At 73.0% G+C, this 19,706-nt stretch carries 17 protein-coding genes; 8 read left to right on the plus strand and 9 right to left on the minus strand.

Going from position 1 to position 19,706, the window contains the following annotated elements; all coding sequences use genetic code 11:
- The first annotated feature begins 63 nt into the window (after nt 1-63).
- Nucleotides 64-936 (plus strand): NUDIX hydrolase, encoded by an 873-nt coding sequence (locus ACZ7MY_RS25210; RefSeq protein ID WP_499604951.1) that lies wholly within the window; start codon nt 64-66, stop codon nt 934-936.
- Nucleotides 933-1,757, plus strand: coding sequence for an MBL fold metallo-hydrolase (locus ACZ7MY_RS25215; protein WP_499604953.1), 825 nt, complete (start codon nt 933-935; stop codon nt 1,755-1,757). Before ACZ7MY_RS25210 ends, ACZ7MY_RS25215 begins: the two co-directional genes overlap by 4 nt.
- Before the next feature lie 75 nt (nt 1,758-1,832).
- Here ACZ7MY_RS25215 and ACZ7MY_RS25220 read toward each other — a convergent pair whose 3' ends face one another.
- Nucleotides 1,833-2,507 (minus strand): Crp/Fnr family transcriptional regulator, encoded by a 675-nt coding sequence (locus tag ACZ7MY_RS25220; protein WP_431950174.1) that lies wholly within the window; start codon nt 2,505-2,507, stop codon nt 1,833-1,835.
- 254 nt (nt 2,508-2,761) lie between these two features.
- On the opposite strand from ACZ7MY_RS25220, the gene nth reads away from it, so the two are divergent.
- From nth to ACZ7MY_RS25235, 3 genes are read left to right on the plus strand one after another with little or no spacing between them, the layout of a single operon-like run.
- A complete protein-coding gene (gene nth, locus ACZ7MY_RS25225; protein ID WP_499604955.1) occupies nt 2,762-3,583 on the plus strand; it encodes an endonuclease III in 822 nt (273 codons plus the stop codon).
- Entirely contained in the window at nt 3,580-4,260 is a 681-nt protein-coding gene (locus ACZ7MY_RS25230) for an NUDIX hydrolase (protein WP_499604957.1), read from the plus strand. The genes nth and ACZ7MY_RS25230 overlap by 4 nt, the downstream gene beginning before the upstream one ends.
- A 22-nt stretch (nt 4,261-4,282) precedes the next feature.
- Entirely contained in the window at nt 4,283-5,485 is a 1,203-nt protein-coding gene (locus tag ACZ7MY_RS25235) for a MarP family serine protease (protein WP_499604958.1), read from the plus strand.
- Between the two features lie 86 nt (nt 5,486-5,571).
- Here ACZ7MY_RS25235 and ACZ7MY_RS25240 read toward each other — a convergent pair whose 3' ends face one another.
- The 7 genes from ACZ7MY_RS25240 to ACZ7MY_RS25270 form a co-directional block, all read right to left on the minus strand.
- A complete protein-coding gene (locus ACZ7MY_RS25240) occupies nt 5,572-5,751 on the minus strand; it encodes a hypothetical protein (protein ID WP_499604960.1) in 180 nt (59 codons plus the stop codon).
- A gap of 94 nt (nt 5,752-5,845) precedes the next feature.
- Nucleotides 5,846-6,766 carry an alpha/beta fold hydrolase gene (locus ACZ7MY_RS25245; RefSeq protein WP_499604962.1) on the minus strand — a complete coding sequence of 307 codons (921 nt, stop codon included), beginning with the start codon at nt 6,764-6,766 and terminating at the stop codon, nt 5,846-5,848.
- Nucleotides 6,767-6,778: 12 nt separating this feature from the next.
- Complete coding sequence (locus ACZ7MY_RS25250; RefSeq protein ID WP_499604963.1) at nt 6,779-7,261, minus strand: phage holin family protein; 483 nt, start codon at nt 7,259-7,261, stop codon at nt 6,779-6,781.
- Nucleotides 7,262-7,313: 52 nt separating this feature from the next.
- On the minus strand, nt 7,314-8,753 hold the full coding sequence (gene nhaA, locus ACZ7MY_RS25255) for a Na+/H+ antiporter NhaA (protein ID WP_499604965.1): 1,440 nt from the start codon (nt 8,751-8,753) through the stop codon (nt 7,314-7,316).
- A gap of 220 nt (nt 8,754-8,973) precedes the next feature.
- Entirely contained in the window at nt 8,974-10,935 is a 1,962-nt protein-coding gene (gene acs / locus ACZ7MY_RS25260) for an acetate--CoA ligase (protein ID WP_499604967.1), read from the minus strand.
- 215 nt (nt 10,936-11,150) lie between these two features.
- Complete coding sequence (locus ACZ7MY_RS25265) at nt 11,151-13,445, minus strand: SulP family inorganic anion transporter (RefSeq protein ID WP_499604969.1); 2,295 nt, start codon at nt 13,443-13,445, stop codon at nt 11,151-11,153.
- A 198-nt stretch (nt 13,446-13,643) separates the two neighbouring features.
- Entirely contained in the window at nt 13,644-14,624 is a 981-nt protein-coding gene (locus tag ACZ7MY_RS25270) for an ATP-binding protein (protein ID WP_499604971.1), read from the minus strand.
- A gap of 213 nt (nt 14,625-14,837) precedes the next feature.
- Between ACZ7MY_RS25270 and ACZ7MY_RS25275 the strand changes: the two genes are divergently transcribed.
- Entirely contained in the window at nt 14,838-15,668 is an 831-nt protein-coding gene (locus ACZ7MY_RS25275; RefSeq protein ID WP_499604972.1) for a Fic family protein, read from the plus strand.
- A gap of 403 nt (nt 15,669-16,071) precedes the next feature.
- Here ACZ7MY_RS25275 and ACZ7MY_RS25280 read toward each other — a convergent pair whose 3' ends face one another.
- Nucleotides 16,072-16,902: an HAD family hydrolase gene (locus tag ACZ7MY_RS25280; RefSeq protein ID WP_499604974.1), complete on the minus strand. Its 831-nt coding sequence runs from the start codon at nt 16,900-16,902 to the stop codon at nt 16,072-16,074.
- 490 nt (nt 16,903-17,392) lie between these two features.
- Here ACZ7MY_RS25280 and ssd point away from each other — a divergent pair, with 490 nt between their 5' ends.
- Nucleotides 17,393-18,553, plus strand: a complete 1,161-nt coding sequence (ssd, locus tag ACZ7MY_RS25285) for a septum site-determining protein Ssd (protein WP_499604976.1) — start codon at nt 17,393-17,395, stop codon at nt 18,551-18,553.
- Nucleotides 18,550-19,704, plus strand: coding sequence for a TadA family conjugal transfer-associated ATPase (locus tag ACZ7MY_RS25290; RefSeq protein WP_499604978.1), 1,155 nt, complete (start codon nt 18,550-18,552; stop codon nt 19,702-19,704). Before ssd ends, ACZ7MY_RS25290 begins: the two co-directional genes overlap by 4 nt.
- Nucleotides 19,705-19,706 lie beyond the last annotated feature (2 nt).

Below are 19,706 nucleotides of genomic sequence, written 5' to 3' on the forward strand. Positions count from 1 at the left end.
CCGGCCCGCCGCCCGGTCCGGGCCCTATCGAACATCCCCGCGGAAGCGCATAGCATCCGCCCCATGACCACCACGAACGGCCAGTGGTTCCCGCCGACCTGGCCCGAGCGGATCCGCGCCCTCACCGCGGGCACCCTGGAGCCCGTCGTGCCGCGCCGTGCGGCGACGGTCCTGCTGCTGCGGGACGCCGACGGCGGTCCCGCCGTGCACATGCTGCGGCGCCGGGCGTCGATGGCGTTCGCCGCGGGCGCGTACGCCTATCCGGGTGGCGGGGTGGACCCGCGCGACGAGCGCCCGGTGGCCTGGACGGGCCCCTCGCCGGAGAACTGGGCCGCCCGGCTGGGCCGGGGACTGGACCCCGCCTCGGCGCAGGCGATCGTGTGCGCGGCCGTGCGCGAGACCTTCGAGGAGTCCGGCGTGCTGCTGGCCGGGTCCGACGAGGCGTCCGTCGTCGCGGACACCACCGGCGAGGACTGGGAGGCGGACCGCCGCGCCCTGGTCTCGCGCGAGCTGTCCTTCGCCGACTTCCTCGACCGGCGCGCGCTCGTGCTCCGCTCCGACCTGCTCGGTCCCTGGGCCCGCTGGATCACCCCGGAGTTCGAGGAGCGCCGCTACGACACCTGGTTCTTCCTGACGGCGCTTCCGCCCGGCCAGCGCACCCGTGACGTGTCGGGGGAGGCGGACCGCACGGTGTGGCTACGGCCCGCCGAAGCGGTGGACGGTTACGACCGCGGCGAGATGACCATGCTGCCGCCGACCATCGCGACGCTGCGGGAACTGCTCCCGTACGGGTCCGCGGCGGCGGCCCTGGCCTCCGCCGCGGCGGGACGCGACCTCACCCCCGTGCTGGCGAGGGCCGCCCTCGTGGGCGACGAGATCGTGCTGACCTGGCCCGGCCACGACGAGTTCACCAAGCGCATGGGAGCCGCCGAATGACCTCGGCCCTTCAGCCCGGCGACCCCCGCGCCAAGATCGGCGGGCGGGCGACCGTCCGCGCGGTGTGCGTGCTCGCGCCGAACCCCTCGCCGATGACGCTGGACGGCACGAACACCTGGATCGTCTCCGAGCCGGACTCCGAGCTCGCCGTCGTCATCGACCCGGGCCCGCTCGACGAGGGCCACCTGAACACCGTGGTGTCCACCGCGCACTCCCTCGGCAAGAGGATCGCCCTCACCCTGCTGACGCACGGCCACCCCGACCACGCCGAGAGCGCCGCGCGCTTCGCCGAGCTGACCGGTACGGCCGTGCGCGCCCTGGACCCGGCGCTGCGGCTGGGTGAGGAGGGCCTCGGCGCGGGCGACGTCGTCACCACCGGCGGCCTGGAGCTGCGCGTCGTACCCACCCCCGGGCACACCGCGGACTCGCTCTCCTTCCACCTGCCCGCCGACCGGGCGGTGCTCACCGGCGACACCGTGCTCGGCCGCGGTACCACGGTCGTCGCCCACCCCGACGGGCGGCTGGGCGACTACTTGGACTCGCTGCGCCGGCTGCAGGCCCTGACGATGCACGACGGCGTCGCCACCGTCCTGCCGGGCCACGGCCCGGTCCTGGCCGACGCGCGGGGCGCCGTCGAGTTCTACCTCGCCCACCGCGCCCACCGCCTGGCCCAGGTCGAGACGGCCGTGGAGCAGGGCCTGACGACGCCCTCGGAGGTCGTCGCCCACGTGTACGCGGACGTCGACCGCGCCCTGTGGCCGGCCGCCGAGCTGTCGGTGCGGGCGCAGCTGGACTACCTGCTGGAGCACGGGCTGATCTGACGGCCCCACCCGCACCGCGGACGCCGAAGGGGCGCCACCTCCGGGTGGGCGCCCCTTCTCGTACGCGTACGGGCGTCAGCGCGAGCGCTTGGCCAGCCGCTCGACGTCCAGCAGGATGACCGCCCGCGCCTCCAGGCGCAGCCAGCCGCGGCCCGCGAAGTCGGCGAGGGCCTTGTTGACGGTCTCGCGGGAGGCGCCCACCAGCTGGGCGAGTTCCTCCTGCGTCAGGTCGTGCACGACGTGGATGCCCTCCTCGGACTGCACGCCGAAGCGGCGCGACAGGTCCAGCAGCGCCTTGGCCACGCGGCCCGGCACGTCGGAGAAGACCAGGTCGGACATCACGTCGTTGGTGCGGCGCAGGCGCCGGGCGACGGCGCGCAGCAGGGCAGTCGAGACCTCGGGGCGGGCGTTGAGCCAGGGCTGCAGATCGCCGTGGCCGAGGCCGAGCAGCTTCACCTCGGTCAGCGCGGTCGCGGTGGCCGTGCGCGGGCCGGGGTCGAAGAGCGACAGCTCACCGATCAGCTCGCCGGGTCCGACGACGGCGAGCATGTTCTCGCGGCCGTCGGGGGAGGTGCGGTGCAGCTTCACCTTGCCCTCGGTGACGACGTACAGCCGGTCCCCGGGTTCCCCCTCGTGGAACAGCGAGTCGCCACGCGCGAGCGTGACCTCCGTCATGGAGGCGCGCAGTTCAGCGGCCTGCTCATCGTCGAGCGCCGCGAAAAGCGGTGCGCGCCGCAGAACGTCGTCCACGAGCTCTCTCCTTGTCGACATCGCTGGGTCGGTCCCCATCATGCCCGACAGCAAAACAGTGCGATCAATCACAAGTCTGTCTTATGTGCTCGTGTGATTGTGTCCCGGGGGTCCGTTTGGGGGCCGGATCCCTGCTCTCCAGGGCGATTGTCGGTGGCGAGGCTTAGGCTGGCCGGGTGTCCGATACGCCAAGTGCGCAGAAGAAACGGCAGGGTGGCGGGGCCGGAAGGGTGGCCGCCGCCGCGGATTCCGCTGTGAGCGAACAGGCTGCCCGCAAGACCTCCACCGGCCGGACGCGGGCGCCGCGCAAGTCCGAGTCGCGGCTGGCCATGGTGCGCAGGGCCCGCCGGATCAACCGCGAGCTCGCCGAGCTGTACCCTTACGCCCATCCCGAGCTCGACTTCGAGAACCCCTTCCAGCTGCTCGTCGCCACCGTCCTCTCGGCCCAGACGACCGACCTGAGGGTCAACCAGACCACCCCCGCGCTGTTCGCCGCGTATCCGACGCCGGAGGAGATGGCCGCCGCCGACCCGGAGGAGCTGGAGCGGATCCTCCGCCCCACCGGCTTCTTCCGCGCCAAGGCGCGGGCGGTGCTCGGCCTGTCCGCCGCGCTCCGCGACACCTACGGCGGTGAGGTGCCCGGCCGGCTGGAGGACCTGGTCACGCTGCCCGGCGTGGGCCGCAAGACGGCCAACGTGGTGCTCGGCAACGCCTTCGGCGTCCCCGGGCTCACCGTGGACACCCACTTCCAGCGGCTCGTCCACCGCTTCGGCTGGACCAGCGCGAAGGAGCCCGAGAAGATCGAGCAGGACGTCATGGCGATCTTCCCGAAGAGCGAGTGGACGATGGTCTCGCACCGGCTGATCTTCCACGGCCGCCGGATGTGCCACGCCCGCCGCCCCGCCTGCGGCGTCTGCCCGATCGCCCCGCTGTGCCCGGCGTACGGCGAGGGCGAGACCGACCCGGAGAAGGCGAAGAAGCTGCTGAAGTACGAGCTGGCCGGCGGCCCGGGACAGCGGCTCAAGCCGCCGCCGGGGTTCCCGGGCAAGGCGGCGCCGCCGCTGGAGGTGGAGTGACGCAGGCACGACCCGACATCGAGGACGTCACCCTGGACCGCGAGGGGCTGCCGTCATGGCTGGCCCCGGTGGTCCACGCGGTCGACGCCGTACGGCCCGAGCAGCTCAGCCGTTTCCTGCCGCCGCCGAATGGCGGCAGGCCCTCGGCCGTACTCATCCTCCTCGGGGAGGGGGCCGAGGGGCCCGAACTCCTGCTGATGGAAAGGGCGGCGTCCCTGCGCTCCCACGCGGGGCAGCCCTCCTTCCCCGGCGGTGCGCTCGATCCCGAGGACGGCGACCCGGAGGGCGAGGGCCCGCTGCGGGCCGCGCTGCGCGAGGCGTGGGAGGAGACCGGCCTCGACCCGTCGGGGGTGCAGGTCTTCGGGGTGCTCCCGCGGCTCTACATCCCGGTGAGCGACTTCGTCGTGACACCGGTCCTCGGCTGGTGGCGTACGCCGTCCCCGGTGGGAGCGGTCGATCCGGCGGAGACCGCACGGGTGTTCACCGTTCCCGTGGCGGATCTCACCGACCCCGCCAACCGGGCCGTGGTGACCCATCCCAGCGGCCTCCAGGGGCCCGCCTTCCTGGTGCAGGGCGCCCTGGTGTGGGGTTTCACCGCGGGCCTGATCGACCGGATCCTGCACCACGCGGGCTGGGAACGACCCTGGGATCGCGCGAAGACGGTCCCGCTGGGTTGATCCTCCATGAGACGGTGTCCAGGTGAATGTGCTGGACATCGTGCTGCTGTTGGCCGCCGTGTGGTTCGCGATCGTGGGCTACCGCCAGGGATTCATCGTCGGCGTGATGTCGGTGGTCGGGTTCCTCGGCGGGGGTCTGGTCGCGGTCTACGTGCTGCCAGCGATCTGGAACGCGGTCACCGGCAGCGCCCAGCCCGGCACGGTGGCGGTGGTCGCCGCGGTGGTCCTGATCATCGTGTGCGCCTCGGTCGGCCAGGCCTTCACCACGCACCTCGGCAACAAGGTCCGTACGCACATCAGCTGGTCACCGGCCCGGGCCATCGACGCCGTCGGCGGCGCCCTGGTGAACGTCCTGGCCATGCTGCTGGTCGCCTGGCTCATCGGCTCCGCGCTCGCCACCACGACCACGCTGCCCAGCCTCGGCCGTGAGGTGCGCTCCTCCCGGGTGCTGCTGGGGGTGGCGCAGATCGTGCCGCGCGAGGCCGACAACTGGTTCGCCGACTTCAGTTCGGTGCTCGCGCAGAACGGACTGCCCCAGGTCTTCTCGCCGTTCGGCAACGAGCCCATCACCGCCGTCCCCGCCCCCGACCCGGCGCTCGCCGACAGCGCGGTCGTCGGCCGCGCGCGGCGCAGCATCGTCAAGGTCGTCGGCACGGCACCGAGCTGCGGCAAGGTGCTCGAGGGCACCGGCTTCGTCTTCGCCCCGCACCGGGTGATGACCAACGCCCACGTCGTCGGCGGCGTGGACAACCCGACCGTGCAGATCGGCGGCGAGGGCCGGGTGTACGACGGCAAGGTCGTGCTCTACGACTGGCAGCGCGACATCGCGGTCATCGACGTACCGTCCCTGGACGCGCCCGCGTTGTCCTTCAGCGGCACCGACGCCGACTCGCGCGACGACGCCATCGTCGCCGGCTTCCCGGAGAACGGCGGCTTCGACGTGCGTGCCGCCCGGGTGCGCGGGCGCATCCCGGCCTCGGGCCCGGACATCTACCACCGGGGCACCGTCGAGCGCGACGTCTACTCGCTGTACACACTGGTCCGCCAGGGCAACTCCGGCGGACCGCTGCTCACCCCCGAGGGGAAGGTGTACGGCGTGGTGTTCGCCAAGTCCCTCGACGACGCGGACACCGGCTACGCCCTGACGGCGGACGAGGTCCAGCCGGACGTCCGGGCCGGGCGTACGGCGAGCCGGCAGGTCGACACCGAGGGCTGCGCCCTGTAGGTCCTGCGGGGAGCGGCCGGCCGGACGGTGCCGGTCGGCCGTGTGCGGACAGCCGTGTGCAGCCGTGTGCGGTCGGCCGCGCGCGGTCAGTCGCGGGTATGCCTCAGCCGGGCGCCCACCCAGCGGGCGCGGCGCCTGAGGATGTGGGGAATGCCGAGTCGGGAGCCTCCGGACCCGTGGTCCGGGGCCTGCGTCCCGGTGGTGACCCGCGCCCTGTTGGCGCGGCGGTCGCGTGACACGTCACGGTAGTCGTGCGTCCAGCCCATACCGAGCTGTCTGCCCGGGCTCCATGGTCGGTAACCGCCTGCCGCTCCATCAGTTGGCCTATGCGCCCGGCATTTGGCTGATGGTCATACTGGATCAACGGTCCGGTTCGGGGTCCTGCAGCCAGTTGACCAGTTCGGCGGAGAACGCCGCGGGGTCCTCCTCGTGGGGGAAGTGCCCCAGCCCGTCGAAGAGCCGCCAGCGGTACGGCGCCTCCACGTACTCGCCGCTGCCCGCGGCGTGCCGGGCCCGCATCGCCGGGTCGAGCGAACCGTGCAGGTGCAGCGTGGGCACCCGCACCGGACGCTTCATGCGCCGGTTGAACTGGAAGCCGTCCACCCGGGCCAGCGAGCGCACCATCCAGCGGTACGGCTCGATCGAGCAGTGCGCCGTCGAGGGGATGAGCATCGCCCGGCGGTAGGCGTCCACCGTCTCGTCCTCGGGCAGCCGGGGTCCCGACCAGTCCCGCAGCAGCCGTCCCACCAGCGCCGCGTCGTCCGCGACGAGTTGCCGCTCCGGGATGAACGGGCGCTGGAACCCCCACACGTAGCCGCCGGCCGCGCTGTGCCGCAGGTCCGTCAGCATCGCCGAGCGCCAGCGCCGCGGATGCGGCATGGAGCACACCGCGAGCCGCCGGACGAGCTTGGGCCGCATCGCCGCCGCCGTCCAGGCCAGGTAGCCGCCGAGGTCGTGCCCGACCAGCGCGGCGTCCGGCTCGCCGAGCGAGCGGATCACGCCGGTGACGTCGAGCGCCAGGTTGGCCGGGTCGTAGCCGCGGGGCGTGCGGTCGCTGCCGCCCACCCCGCGCAGGTCCATCGCGACGGCACGGAAGCCCGCCTCGGCCAGCGCGGTCAGCTGGTGCCGCCAGGTCCACCAGAACTGGGGGAAGCCGTGCAGCAGCAGCACCAGGGGGCCGTCGCCGAGCTCGGCGATGTGGAAGCGGGCACCGTTCGCGGCGACGTCCCGGTGGGTCCAGGGTCCGTCGACGCGCACCGGGGAACTCTCAGCGACCGTCATGCCCCGAGCGTGTCACACCTTGGCCTCCACCGTGGCGCCCGATCCGTTGGAGGAGGCGCTGCGCGGGTGCGGCTTGACCCCCTGCAGCACCGCCGCGGTCTCCTTCGCGGAGGCGATGCTGCGCTCCGGCTTCTTGATCTTCTTGAACTTCGAGCGCGCCATCAGGCCCAGCAGGCCCGCCAGCACCAGGTAGGCACCGCCGACGATGAGGAACGACCAGGCGAGGCCCAGCCCCAGGTTGTGGATGCCGTACGCCGCCGCGAAGCTGAGCACCGGCAGCGAGAAGAGCGCCAGGATGCCGGCCGCTCCCACCGCTCCGCCGCCGATGCCGGCGCGCTTGACGTCCTGCCTCAGCTCCGCCTTGGCGAGGGCGATCTCCTCGTGGACCAGCTCGGACAGGTCCGCCGTCGCCGAGGCGAAGAGCTGACCGAGGCTGCGGCTTCCGTTGGGGCTCACGGTCACCCCCACGTTCACGGGCTCGTCCGCTCGGCTCATCGGGTCCTCCGTCGTCGTCATGGTGCGTCAGTCGTCATCCGGGGCAAACGGGTTACCCCCCGATCATGCCCGACTCATCCTCGCCGCTGCCCCCGGAGCGCGCCACTTCCGCGAGCCTGCGGTGCTCGGCCGCCTTCGCCTCGTGGATCGCCGCCATGCGCAGGTGGAACTCGGGGTTCGCCCACTCGTAGACGTCCGGGACGCCGTCCCGGTCCTCGTCGCGCTCCTCGTCCTCGCACATCCGCCGGTACCGGTCGTTGCGGAGTTTGAGCAGCACCGCGGCGAGGACCGCGGAGGTGAACGAGCCGATCAGGACGGCCGCCTTGACCTCCTCGGTCAGCACCTGGTCGCCCTCGAAGGCCAGTTCGCCGATGAGCAGGGAGACCGTGAAGCCGATCCCCGCGAGCGTGGCGACGGCCAGGACGTCGGGCCAGGCCAGGTCGGGGTTGAGCTCCGCCCGGGTGAAGCGTGCCGCCAGCCAGGTGCCGCCGAAGACCCCGACCGCCTTGCCGACGACCAGTCCCAGCACCACGCCCAGCGTCTCGGGACGGTGGAACACCTCGGCGACCGCGCTGCCGGCGATCGGCACCCCCGCGGAGAAGAGCGCGAACAGCGGCACCGCGAGTCCCGCCGAGAGCGGCCGTACGAGGTGCTCGATCCGCTCTCCGGGGGACCGCTCCTCGCCCTCCCGCCGGTGGCAGCGCAGCATCAGGCCCATCGCCACGCCCGCGATGGTGGCGTGCACCCCGCTGGCGTGCATGAGCGCCCAGTTGACCAGGGCGAGCGGCACGTACACGTACCACCCGCGCACCTCCTTGCGGAGCAGCAGCCGGAACAGGACGAGCCCGGCGACGGCCGGCGCGAGCGCGGCGAAGTTGATGCCCGAGGTGAAGAAGACCGCGATGATCAGGATCGCGAAGAGGTCGTCGACGACCGCCAGGGTCAGCAGGAACGCGCGCAGCGCGGACGGCAGCGCCGTGCCGAGCACGGCCAGCACCGCCAGGGCGAACGCGATGTCGGTCGCCGTCGGCACCGCCCAGCCCTGCAGGGAACCCCCGCCGACGGTGTTGACCACCGCGTACACGACCGCCGGCACGGCCATGCCGCAGAGCGCGGCGATGACGGGGAGCGCGGCCGCCGAAGGACGGCGCAGCTCACCCGCCACCAGTTCCCGCTTGAGCTCGATGCCCGCGACGAAGAAGAAGACCGTCAGCAGTCCGTCCCCGGCCCAGTGCCCCACCGACAGGTCCAGATGGAGCGACGCGGGCCCGAAGTGGAAGGCGACGGTGGACCGGTAGGAGTCACCCAGCGGGCTGTTCGCCCAGACCAGTGCCAGGACGGCGGCCACCAGCAGCATCACGCCGCCCACCGTCTCCGTCCGCAGCGCGTCGGCGACGAAGTTCCGTTCCGGGAGGGGCATCCGGCCCAGGAAGACGGAACGGCGGCGCTTGGTCGCGGTCACGGGGGCTGGACCTCCGGTCGGGTTCGGCATGGCTGATCACCTTGCCGACCAGACTTCCCGGCACGCCCCGATGCACTGTCGCGTTCTTTACGCGCTCAGCAGCTTACCGGCTCGGCGCCGGAGCCTCCGGCGTTTTTCACATTACGGACAATCGCCGGGCGTCGCAGGGGCGTCCGCAGGGGCGTCCGCACCGCCGTGAAACGGCGAAGAGGCCCCCGTGGGGGCCTCTTCGGTGCGGTGGCGGGGGTCGTCAGTCCTCGCTCGCGGCGGTCGGGAGCTTGGTCTGGATGAGGTCCATGACCGTGGAGTCGGTCAGGGTGGTGACGTCCCCCAGCTCCCGGTTCTCGGCGACGTCGCGCAGCAGACGCCGCATGATCTTGCCGGAGCGGGTCTTCGGCAGCTCGGCCACCGTGAGGATCCGCTTCGGCTTGGCGATCGGGCCGAGCGTCTTGGCGACGTGGTCGCGCAGCTCGGCGATCAGCTCCTCGCCGTCCTCGGCCGCGGCGGTGCCGCGCAGGATCACGAAGGCGACGATGGCCTGGCCGGTGGTCGCGTCGGTGGCGCCGACCACGGCCGCCTCGGCGACCTTCGGATGCGAGACGAGGGCCGACTCGACCTCGGTGGTCGAGATGTTGTGGCCCGAGACGAGCATGACGTCGTCCACCCGGCCCAGCAGCCAGATGTCGCCGTCCTCGTCCTTCTTGGCGCCGTCGCCGGCGAAGTAGCGGCCCTCGAAGCGGGACCAGTAGGTGTCCAGGTAGCGCTGGTCGTCGCCCCAGATGGTGCGGAGCATCGACGGCCACGGCTCGGTGAGGACGAGGTAGCCGCCGGAGCCGTTGGGCACCTCGTTGGCCTCGTCGTCCACGACGGTGGCGGAGATGCCGGGCAGCGGGCGCTGCGCGGAGCCGGGCTTGGTCTCCGTCACACCGGGCAGCGGGGAGATCATCATGGCGCCGGTCTCGGTCTGCCACCAGGTGTCCACGATCGGGCAGCGGCTGCCGCCGATGTGCTCGCGGTACCAGATCCACGCCTCGGGGTTGATCGGCTCGCCGACGCTGCCCAGGACGCGCAGCGAGGACAGGTCGAACTTGGCGGGGATGTCGTCGCCCCACTTCATGAAGGTGCGGATCGCCGTGGGGGCGGTGTAGAGGATCGTGACCCCGTACTTCTGGACGATCTCCCAGAAGCGGCCCTGGTGCGGGGTGTCGGGGGTGCCCTCGTACAGCACCTGGGTGGCGCCGTTGGCCAGCGGGCCGTAGACGATGTACGAGTGGCCGGTGACCCAGCCGACGTCGGCGGTGCACCAGTAGACGTCGGTCTCCGGCTTCAGGTCGAAGACGGCGTTGTGGGTGTAGGCGGTCTGCGTCAGGTAGCCGCCCGAGGTGTGCAGGATGCCCTTGGGCTTACCGGTGGTGCCGGAGGTGTAGAGGATGAAGAGCGGGTGCTCCGCCTCGAAGGCCTCCGGGGCGTGCTCCGCGGACTGCCGCTCGACGATCTCGTGCCACCACACGTCCCGGCCCTCGGTCCACGCGACCTCCTGGCCGGTGCGCCGGACGACCAGCACCTTCTCCACGCCGGCGGAGCGGCCGACCGCGTCGTCCACGGCGGGCTTCAGGGCGGACGGCTTGCCGCGGCGGTAGCCGCCGTCGGCGGTGATGACCAGCTTGGCGTCGGCGTCGGCGATGCGCGCGGCCAGCGCGTCGGCGGAGAAGCCGCCGAAGACCACCGAGTGCGCGGCGCCGACGCGGGCGCAGGCCAGCATCGCCACGACGGTCTCGGGGATCATGGGCATGTAGACGGCGACCCGGTCGCCGGCCGTGACGCCCAGCTCGGTCAGGGCGTTGGCGGCGCGGCTCACCTCGTCCTTGAGCTCGGCGTAGGTGATGGCCCGGCCGTCACCGGGCTCGCCCTCGAAGTGGATCGCCACTCGGTCGCCGTGGCCGGCCTCGACGTGCCGGTCGACGCAGTTGTAGGCGACGTTCAGGGTGCCGTCGGCGAACCACTTCGCGAACGGCGGGTTGGACCAGTCGAGGGTCTCGGTCGGCTCCTTCGCCCAGTTCAGCCGGCGGGCCTGCGCCGCCCAGAAGCCCAGTCGGTCGTCACCGGCCTGCTGGTAGGCCTCCGCGGTCACATTGGCACCGGCCGCCAGCTCGGCGGGCGGAGCGAACCGGCGCTCCTCCTTCAAAAGGTTGGCCAGGCTCTCGTTGCTCACGCCGTGCTCCTTCGCAGGGTGTCCTCTTGTGTCCCACGCCATAGCTCACCAGCCGGAGGGGCGGAATGACAAGGGTTCGCCGCAAATATTGGTTTAGACCTGTCGCGGTGCGGCGCCCCTGCACGGGTCCGGCCCGCCGGCGGGTGCGCGGCGGGCCGGGAGGGTGGGCCGGTCGGTTGGACCGGTCGGGTGAGCCGCCGCTGCGGGCGGCCCGGTCAGACCGTGTCGAGCACTTCCGGCCGTACGGCGGCGAACGTGCCGCTCCCGGCGCCGAGGACGTAGGCCTGGGCCTCGGCGACGTGGAAGTACATCCCGTGCAGCTGCAGCGATCCCTCGGCCACCCTGCGGGCGACGCAGGCGTGGGCCATCAGGTGGTCGAGCTGCTGCACGACGTTGACCAGGCAGAGCCGTTCGAGCTCGTCGGCCACCGGGCGGTCGGCGAGAGCGACCTCTCCGCGGCCGAGCCGGCCGATCCGCTCCAGCCGGGCGAGGCTCGGGCGGCCGTGGCGCAGCCAGCGGGCCAGCGGGGTCTGCGCCCCCGGCTCGTGGCCCGCCCCGCTGAGCAGCGCCTGCATCGCGCCGCACCCGGAGTGCCCGCACACCGTGATGCTGCCGACCTTCAGCACCTCCACCGCGTACTCGATCGCGGCGCCCACCGAGTCGCAGGAGGCGTCGGCGCCGGGCGGCGGCATCAGGTTGCCCACGTTGCGCACGGTGAACAGGTCGCCGGGCCCGCTGGAGGTGATCATGCTCGTGACCAGGCGGGAGTCGGCGCAGGTGAGGAAGAGCTGGGTGGGCCGCTGCCCCTCGCGGGCGAGCCGCGCCAGTTCGTCCCTGACCAGGGGCGCGGTGTTGCGCTGGAAGGCGCTGAGCCCGCCCACCAGCTGCCCGGCGGCACCCGCCTCCGTGCCCGGCTTGGTGCAGTGGTGGTTGCGCCACGGCGTCCAGGGGCGGCAGGCGTGCGTGCTGGAGGGGACCGCGATCGGTGTGCCCGACCGGCCCGTGAGGGTCGCCCAGCCGCCGCGCGCCCGGTGGCCGTCGCACCAGTGCTGCAGCGACTCGTAGGCGGCGTGGTCCATGAAGGAGCCGTCCAGGGTGATGACGGCGCTGGCGTCGTCCGGCACCTCCGCCAGCGCCCGGGTCAGCCGGGGCACCGCGAGGAAGGTCAACTGGCCGCGTACGTGCACCTGGTGGACGCCGGACTCCTTGTTCACCGTGATCCGGGTGTGCGTCAGCCGGCGCAGGGAGAGGAAGACGGCCACCGTGATGCCGGTCATCACCCCCTCCAGCACGCCGAGCAGCAGCACCGCGCCGAGCGTCGCCGCGTAGACCGGGAACTCCCGGTGCCGCTGCACGTGCTTGATGTGCGCGAAGCTCACCATCTTCATCCCGACCACCATCACCAGGGCGGCGAGGGCGGCGAGCGGGATGTGCTCCAGCAGCCCCGCCAGCAGCCCGGCACACAGCAGCACCCACACCCCGTGCAGCACCGTGGACCGGCGCGTCCGCGCGCCCGCGGCCACGTTGGCCGAGCCGCGGATCGCGCCGCCGGCCACCGGCAGCCCGCCGAGCAGGCCGGAGAGCACGTTGGACGTGCCCTGCCCGAGCAACTCCTTGTTCAGGCGGGCCGGGACGGCGTCCCCGGGCGCACCGCGCCCGGAGCGGATCTTGTCGATCGCGACCGCCGACAGCAGCGACTCCATGCTCGCGACGAGGGTGACGGTCAGGACGGCGGCGGCGATACCGAGCACCGGTCCGTGCGGCAGCCCGGGCAGCGCCACCGCGTGCCAGGCGGGCAGGTCGACCCGCGGCACCACGATGGGGACGCCGACGGCGGTCGCGGCGGCGATGGCGGCGAGCGGCGCCGGGACCGTGCGCAGCGCCCTGCCGGCCCGTCCGGGAAGGCGCGGCCAGCCGACCAGTACGACCACCGTGACCGCCGCGATCAGCAGCGCGCCGGGGTGCGGGGACGACAACTGCTGGGGCAGGGCCGCCAGATTGGCGAGCGCCGAGCTGTCGGGGTTGGCGCCGAGCACGACATGGAGCTGGGCGAGCGCGATGGCGGCGCCGATGCCCGCCAGCATGCCGTGCACGATCGCCGGGCTGACGGCGAGCGCCGCCCGGGCCACCCTCAGGGTGCCCAGGGCGAGTTGGGCGAGTCCGGCCAGCACGGTGATGGCGCAGGTGGTGCGCCAGCCGTAGCGCTGGACGAGCTCGGCGGTGACCACCACCAGGCTGGTGGCGGCGCCGCTGACCTGGAGCGGCGCGCCGCCCATCAGGCCCACGACGATGCCGCCGACGGCGGCGGCGATCAGCCCCGACTGCAGCGGGGCGCCGGTGGCCAGGGCGATGCCCAGGGACAGCGGGACGGCGATCAGGAAGACGGTGATCGAGGCCGAGAGGTCGTGCCGCCAGACGGCGGTGTTCCCTTCCTCGGCGGCGGGCGGTGGGGGCAGATCCCGCGGTGGGGTCTGCGACTGCTGCGTCTGCGGTTCTGGCGTGGCGTGCATGTTCCCGTCTCCTCCGGGGCGGCGCGGCTGCGTCCGGCTGGTGCGCGTACGCGGTCGTGGTCACGGCTGTTGCGGCGGGTGCTGTCGGCCTTTGAAAGTAACGGAATGTGATTGCTTGATTACTCTCAAGAGTCGGTAAATGGAGAGTAATGCAGACATAGGGCCCGTGGATCGGGATTCGCCCGAACGGGCGAACGATTACCCGGTGAGGGTGAACCGTTCGCCCAGGACGAAGCCGGGGTCGACCTGCGAGGCGAGGTCCGCGCCGGTCCGTGCGTTGCCCCAGCTCTCCGCGTTCTTGAGGTGGAAGTGGACCATCTGGCGGGTGTAGCGCTCCCAGTCCCGCCGCTCGTACGAGGCGTCCACGGCGTCGCGCATCGACCGCAGCGCCGCGCGGTTGGGCTCCTCCAGTTCCCCGAACCGCGGCGGCCGGCCCTTCTCCATGGCCCGGACCCAGTCCGAGTGCCCGACGGTGACCAGCAGGTCGTCACCGACGTGCGCGCGCAGGAAGTCCACGTCGTCCGGGCCCTGCACCTTGTTGCCGACGACGTGCAGGGCGACCCCGAAGTCCCGGGCGTACTCCTTGTACTGGCGGTAGACCGCCACTCCCTTCCGGGTCGGTTCGGCGACCAGGAACGTCATGTCGAAGCGGGTGAACATGCCGGAGGCGAAGGAGTCGCTGCCGGCCGTCATGTCGACGACGACGTACTCCCCGCGGCCGTCGACCAGGTGGTTGAGGAACAGCTCCACCGCCCCGACCTTGGAGTGGTAGCAGGCCACGCCCAGGTCGGACTCCTGGAAGGGACCGGTGACCATCAGCCGCGCCTCGCCGACGTCGAGCGCGACGGGCCGGGCGCAGGCGGCGTAGACCGGGTTGTCCCCGGTGATCCGCAGCAGGCGGGAGCCCTCGCCGGGCGGGGTGGTCTTGATCATCGTCTCCGCGGAGGCGATCCGCGGGTTGACGCCGCGCAGGTACTCCTTGATCTGCGGGAGGTGGGCGCCCATCGCCGGGAGGGCGGCGGCCTCCTCCTCGTCGAGGCCGAGCGCCGGGCCGAGGTGCTGGTTGATGTCGGCGTCGACGGCCACGACGGGGACGTGGGCGGCTGCCAGGTGACGGATGAAGAGGGAGGACAGCGTGGTCTTGCCGCTGCCGCCCTTTCCGACGAAAGCGATCTTCATGTTCGTTAAGCGTAGTGACGGCGCCGCCCTCCAGCGGCCTCCGGCGCGGGAGTTCACCCGTCGGTGGACATCGGGGTGGCTCGGGGCCCGCCTGCGGGCCCGTGTCCGGGCCCCGGGCGGGGCCCCACCCGGGACGGCGCGGACGCGCGCGGTGCGCGTGACGATGCCCACTCGCCCACCGGCGCCCCGCCGGGGGTGCGTAGGGTCGTGGGTATGGGTACGACAGCTGATCCGCTCGCCGTCCTCGGTTCGCTCCCCGGTGTCACCGAGTCGGTGGACTCCGTTCGAAAGGCCGTGGACCGGGTCTACGGGCACCGGGTGATGCGCCGCCGCTCCGAAGAGGTGTCCTCGGAGGCGGCGCTGCGCGGCGCCCGCGGCTCCGCGGCGCTCGCCGGGGCCGACTGGGCGCTGGAAGAAGTGCGCAGGCGCAGCGACTTCTCCTCCGACGAGGAGTCGCGCGCGGTGGGCGCCGCGCTGCGGCTCACCGCCGAGTCCGGCCAGTTGCTCTCCGTCTGGCGGCAGTCGCCGCTGCAGGCGCTGGCCCGGCTGCACCTGGTCGCGGCCGGCGGCGTCTCGCCGGACGAGACGGTCGGCCGCCCGCGGCAGGCGGGCGAGAAGGTCGAGGAGCCGCTCCTGGACGTCGCCGAATTCCCGCTGCCCGAACCGGCGGAGGTCGTCGCGCGGCTCGACGGGCTCGCCGGCCTGCTGCTGTTGGGCAGTGAGGCGCCGGCGCTGGTCGTCGCCGCGGTCGTGCACGGCGAACTGCTGTGCCTGCGGCCGTTCGGCTCGTACAACGGTCTCGTGGCGCGCGCCGCGCAGCGCGTCGTCCTCGTCGGGAGCGGTCTGGACCCCAAGTCCATCTGCCCGGCGGAGGTCGGCCACGCCGAACTCGGGCGCGCGGACCACCTGAAGGCGCTGCGGGGCTACGCCTCCGGCACCCCTCAGGGCATGGCCGCCTGGATCACGCACTGCGGGCAGGCCGTGGGCCTGGGCGTACGGGAGAGCGTGGCAGTCTGCGAGGCCCTGCAGCGCGGCGCCGCCTAGGCCTAGGACGCCGGGCAGGCGCCGCCCGCGGGATCCGTGGGGTCCGTGGGGCAGGGCGGCGCGGGATGCGTGGACACAAAGATGCGGCGGCACCTCGCGGGTGCCGCCGCTGGCATGACCGTCGGGTTACCAGGCGTGCACGATGTTCGCCCATCAGGTCGGGAACTTTGCCCGTCACCTGGTGCGGCCGGCCCGGTCAGCGGGTCTGCGTCGCGTGGGTTCCCAGCTGTCATGCTCGGTCCGTGGGGCCTGATTCGACGGGGTTCCTCGCGGAAGTCCGTGGTCTCGCGGGCCGTAAGACCTTTGTACTGCACCTTCGGGAGAACCGGAACCCCTCGCCACGGTTCTTTGCATACCGGGCCGGGTCGGTGCCTTCTTCTCGAAAGGTGCAATCGGGTCCACATCAGGACAGGACGAGCCTGCGCCGCCGCGCCGCGTACCAGACCAGGCCCGCCGTGGCGGCGGCGGCGCCGACCGCGGCCAGCGCCAGGACCGGCCCCGAGGGCATCGTGAGCGCGGGCACACGCTGGTGCAGCCGGACCGGCCGGCTGAAGGTGAGCGTCGGCCATTCGCGTGACGCCGCCTCCCTGCGCAGCCCGCGGTCGGGGTTGACCGCGTACGGGTGGCCGACGGACTCGAGCATCGGGACGTCGGTCACCGAGTCGCTGTAGGCGAAGGAGCGCTTGAGGTCGTAGCCCTCGGCCTCCGCGAGCTCGGTGATGGCCCGGGCCTTGGCGGGGCCGTAGACGTAGTGCTCGATCCGGCCGGTGTAGCAGCCGTCCTCGACGGCCATCCGGGTGGCGATGACGTGGTCCGCGCCGAGCATCTCGCCGATGGGCTCCACGACCTCCGCACCCGAGGCGCTGACGATGACGACGTCGCGGCCGGCCAGGTGGTGCTCCTCGATGAGCGAGGCGGCCTCGTCGTAGATGATCGGGTCGATGAGGTCGTGGAGGGTCTCGGCCACGATCTCCCGCACCTGCTGCACGTTCCAGCCGCGGCACATGTCGGAGAGGTACTTTCGCATCCCCTCCATCTGGTCGTGGTCCGCGCCGCCGAGCAGATAGACGAACTGGGCGTACGCGGTCCGCAGCACGGTGCGCCGGTTGATGAGGCCGCCTTGGTAGAACGGCCGGCTGAACGCCAAGGTGCTCGACTTGGCGATCACCGTCTTGTCGAGATCGAAGAACGCGGCGGTGCGCGGCGACAGGTGGTTTTCCACGAGGACGAGCATAGGGACCCACCATTCGGCGTAAGCTCCTGCGCGTGGGTTTGCCTGAGAAGGCCTTCGGGTACACCATGGAAGTCACGGATCGTTCGCGACCGTGCTAACCCGGTCTGGCTCCTCCCCCCCCGAGTCGGACCGTGGGGACGACCCCCGCTCTCCCCCCCGGCGGGGGTCGTCGCATGTCCGGGGGCATTTTCAGGCCTTGAGTCCGAACGCGCCCGGCATGTGAACGGCCCCCCGCGGCTTCCGCGGGGGGCCGGTTCTCTTTCCCGCGCGACTACGTTGAGTGACGGATCGCATTCGTTGCGCTGTGCGGTGGAAGCCACTCGTGCGGGTGGCGGAGATATCCACAACAGCCTGGTTATCCACTGATTCCCACCAAGATCATCAAATTTCGGCGACTCGCGAGACTCTGGCGGCAAATGCCGCGCCGGAGATGTGTCCGGTGCATGTGCCGGATACCGACGGCACGGGTCGGAACGAGCGAGGGGGCGTCGTGGTCGCCGAATCATTCAACGGTGAAACAAATGGAGCGCGTGAAGGGCGGGTGTCCGCGCGGGCATCGGGACGGCCGCGCGGAAAGGACGATCAGGGCGGCGGCCCGCTCATCGTCACCGAGGACGGGGCCCTCCTGGACGACCTGCTGCGGCTGTGCGCCGCCGCGGGCGCGGAACCGGAGGTCGCCTTCGGGGTCCCGCCGGCGCCGGGCAGTTGGGAGGCCGCGCCGCTGGTGCTGGTCGGGGCCGCGGACACCCGCCGCGTGCCGGGTACGGCGCGCCGCCGCCGGGGGGTGCTCCTCGTCGGCCGGGATCTGGACGATCCCGACGTGTGGCGCCGCGCCGTGGACGTCGGCGCCGAGCACGTCGCCTTCCTGCCCGACGCCGAGACATGGCTGGCCGACCGCATCGCCGACGTCGCGGAGGGCGCCGGGGAGCCGGCCCTGACGATCGGGGTCGTCGGCGGCCGAGGCGGCGCGGGGGCCAGCACCCTGGCCTGCGCGATGGCCGTCACGGCCGCACGCTCCGGGCGCCGCACGATGCTCGTCGACGCGGATCCGCTCGGCGGCGGGCTGGATGTGCTGCTCGGGGCCGAACGGGTGGGCGGACTGCGCTGGCCCGACCTCGCCGAGTCCCGGGGCCGGGTCAGCAGCGGGGCGCTGGAGGAGTCGCTGCCCCGGACGCACGCCCTGAGCGTCCTCAGCTGGGACCGCGGCGACACCGTCGTCATCCCGCCGCAGGCCATGCGGTCGGTGATGGGCGCCGCCCGGCGGCGCGGCGGGGTGGTGGTCGTCGACCTGCCGCGCCGGATGGACGAGGCGGTGGCCGAGGCGCTCGCCCAGATCGACGTGGGCCTGCTGGTCGTCCCCGCCGAACTGCGCGCGGTCGCGGCCGCCGGCCGGGTCGCCTCCCGGATGGCCATGGTGCTGCGGGATCTGCGGGTCGTCGCCCGGGGCCCCTTCGGCTCGGGGCTCACCGACGAGGCCCTCGCCGAGCTGGTCGGGCTCCCGCTCGCCGGCGAGCTGCCGCCCGAGCCCGGCCTGCCCGCCGCCCTGGACGGCGGCGAGGCGCCGGGCGGCAGCGGCCGGGGCCCGTTGTCCGGGTTCTGCTCGGCGTTCCTCACGGCGGCGCTGTCCGGCGGCGGGAGCGTGGCCGCATGAGCGCCGACGTCATGACCCCCGCCCTGCTCGACGCCGTACGTCTGCGGCTGGCCGCCTCCGGCGACGAGCCCACCCCGGCCGGCGTGGCCGCCGCGCTGCGGGCCCAGGGCCGGCTGCTCGGCGACACCGAGGTGCTCGACGTGGTGGCCGCGCTGCGCTCGGAGATGGTCGGCACCGGGCCCCTTGAGGGCCTGCTCGCCGAACCGGAGGTCACCGATGTGCTGGTGAACGGGCCCGACGAGGTGTGGGCCGACCGGGGCGCCGGGCTGGAGCGCACCGAGGTGCGGTTCGCGGACGCGTCGGCCGTGCGCAGGCTCGCCCAGCGGCTCGCCTCCGCGGCCGGCCGCCGGCTGGACGACGCCCGGCCCTGGGTGGACGCCCGGCTTCCGGACGGCACCCGGCTGCACGCGGTGCTGCCACCGGTGGTGGTCGGCGCTCCGTGCCTGTCCCTGCGGGTGGTCCGCACCCGTGCCTTCACCCTGGACGAACTGGTGGCCGCGGGCAGCATGGACGGCGGCACGGCCGCCCTCCTGCGTGCCGTGCTGGACGCCCGCCTGTCGTACCTGGTCTCCGGCGGCACGGGCTCCGGCAAGACCACGTTGCTGAGCTGCCTGCTCGGCCTCGTCCCGCCGGGCGAGCGCATCGTCCTCGCCGAGGACTCCGCGGAGCTGCGGCCGCGCCATCCGCACGTCGTCCGGCTGGAGACCCGGCCCGCCAACCAGGAGGGCGCCGGCCTGGTCACCCTGCGGGACCTCGTGCGGCAGGCGCTGCGCATGCGTCCGGACCGGCTGGTGGTCGGCGAGGTGCGCGGGCCCGAGGTGCTCGATCTCCTGGGAGCGCTCAACACGGGCCACGAGGGCGGCTGCGGCACCGTCCACGCCAACGCCGCGGGTGATGTGCCCGCCCGCCTGGAGGCGCTGGGCGCCGTGGCGGGCCTGGACCGGGCAGCACTGCACAGCCAGTTGGCCGCCGCCCTGTCGGTGGTGGTGCATCTGGTGCGGGACCGCTCGGGCCGGCGCCGGGTCGCCGAGATCCACGTCCTGGAGCGCGGCCCCGACGGGATCGTCGGCACGGTCCCGGCCCTGTGCGGCGGTGAACGCGGCCCCGGGTGGGCCCGGTTGGCCGCGCTCTGCGAGAGGGCGCGGCCGTGAAC

The sequence above is a fragment of the Streptomyces sp. NPDC111520 genome (assembly GCF_055635295.1).

Bases quoted from the DNA above. Each gene is read 5' to 3' on its own strand.
- ACZ7MY_RS25210 (WP_499604951.1), top strand. From the start codon at position 64: ATGACCACCACGAACGGCCAGTGGTTCCCGCCGACCTGGCCCGAGCGG.
- ACZ7MY_RS25215 (WP_499604953.1), top strand. From the start codon at position 933: ATGACCTCGGCCCTTCAGCCCGGCGACCCCCGCGCCAAGATCGGCGGG.
- ACZ7MY_RS25240 (WP_499604960.1), bottom strand. From the start codon at position 5,751: ATGGGCTGGACGCACGACTACCGTGACGTGTCACGCGACCGCCGCGCC.
- ACZ7MY_RS25245 (WP_499604962.1), bottom strand. From the start codon at position 6,766: ATGACGGTCGCTGAGAGTTCCCCGGTGCGCGTCGACGGACCCTGGACC.
- ACZ7MY_RS25250 (WP_499604963.1), bottom strand. From the start codon at position 7,261: ATGAGCCGAGCGGACGAGCCCGTGAACGTGGGGGTGACCGTGAGCCCC.
- nhaA (WP_499604965.1), bottom strand. From the start codon at position 8,753: ATGCCGAACCCGACCGGAGGTCCAGCCCCCGTGACCGCGACCAAGCGC.
- ACZ7MY_RS25265 (WP_499604969.1), bottom strand. From the start codon at position 13,445: ATGCACGCCACGCCAGAACCGCAGACGCAGCAGTCGCAGACCCCACCG.
- ACZ7MY_RS25270 (WP_499604971.1), bottom strand. From the start codon at position 14,624: ATGAAGATCGCTTTCGTCGGAAAGGGCGGCAGCGGCAAGACCACGCTG.
- ACZ7MY_RS25275 (WP_499604972.1), top strand. From the start codon at position 14,838: ATGGGTACGACAGCTGATCCGCTCGCCGTCCTCGGTTCGCTCCCCGGT.
- ACZ7MY_RS25280 (WP_499604974.1), bottom strand. From the start codon at position 16,902: ATGCTCGTCCTCGTGGAAAACCACCTGTCGCCGCGCACCGCCGCGTTC.
- ACZ7MY_RS25290 (WP_499604978.1), top strand. From the start codon at position 18,550: ATGAGCGCCGACGTCATGACCCCCGCCCTGCTCGACGCCGTACGTCTG.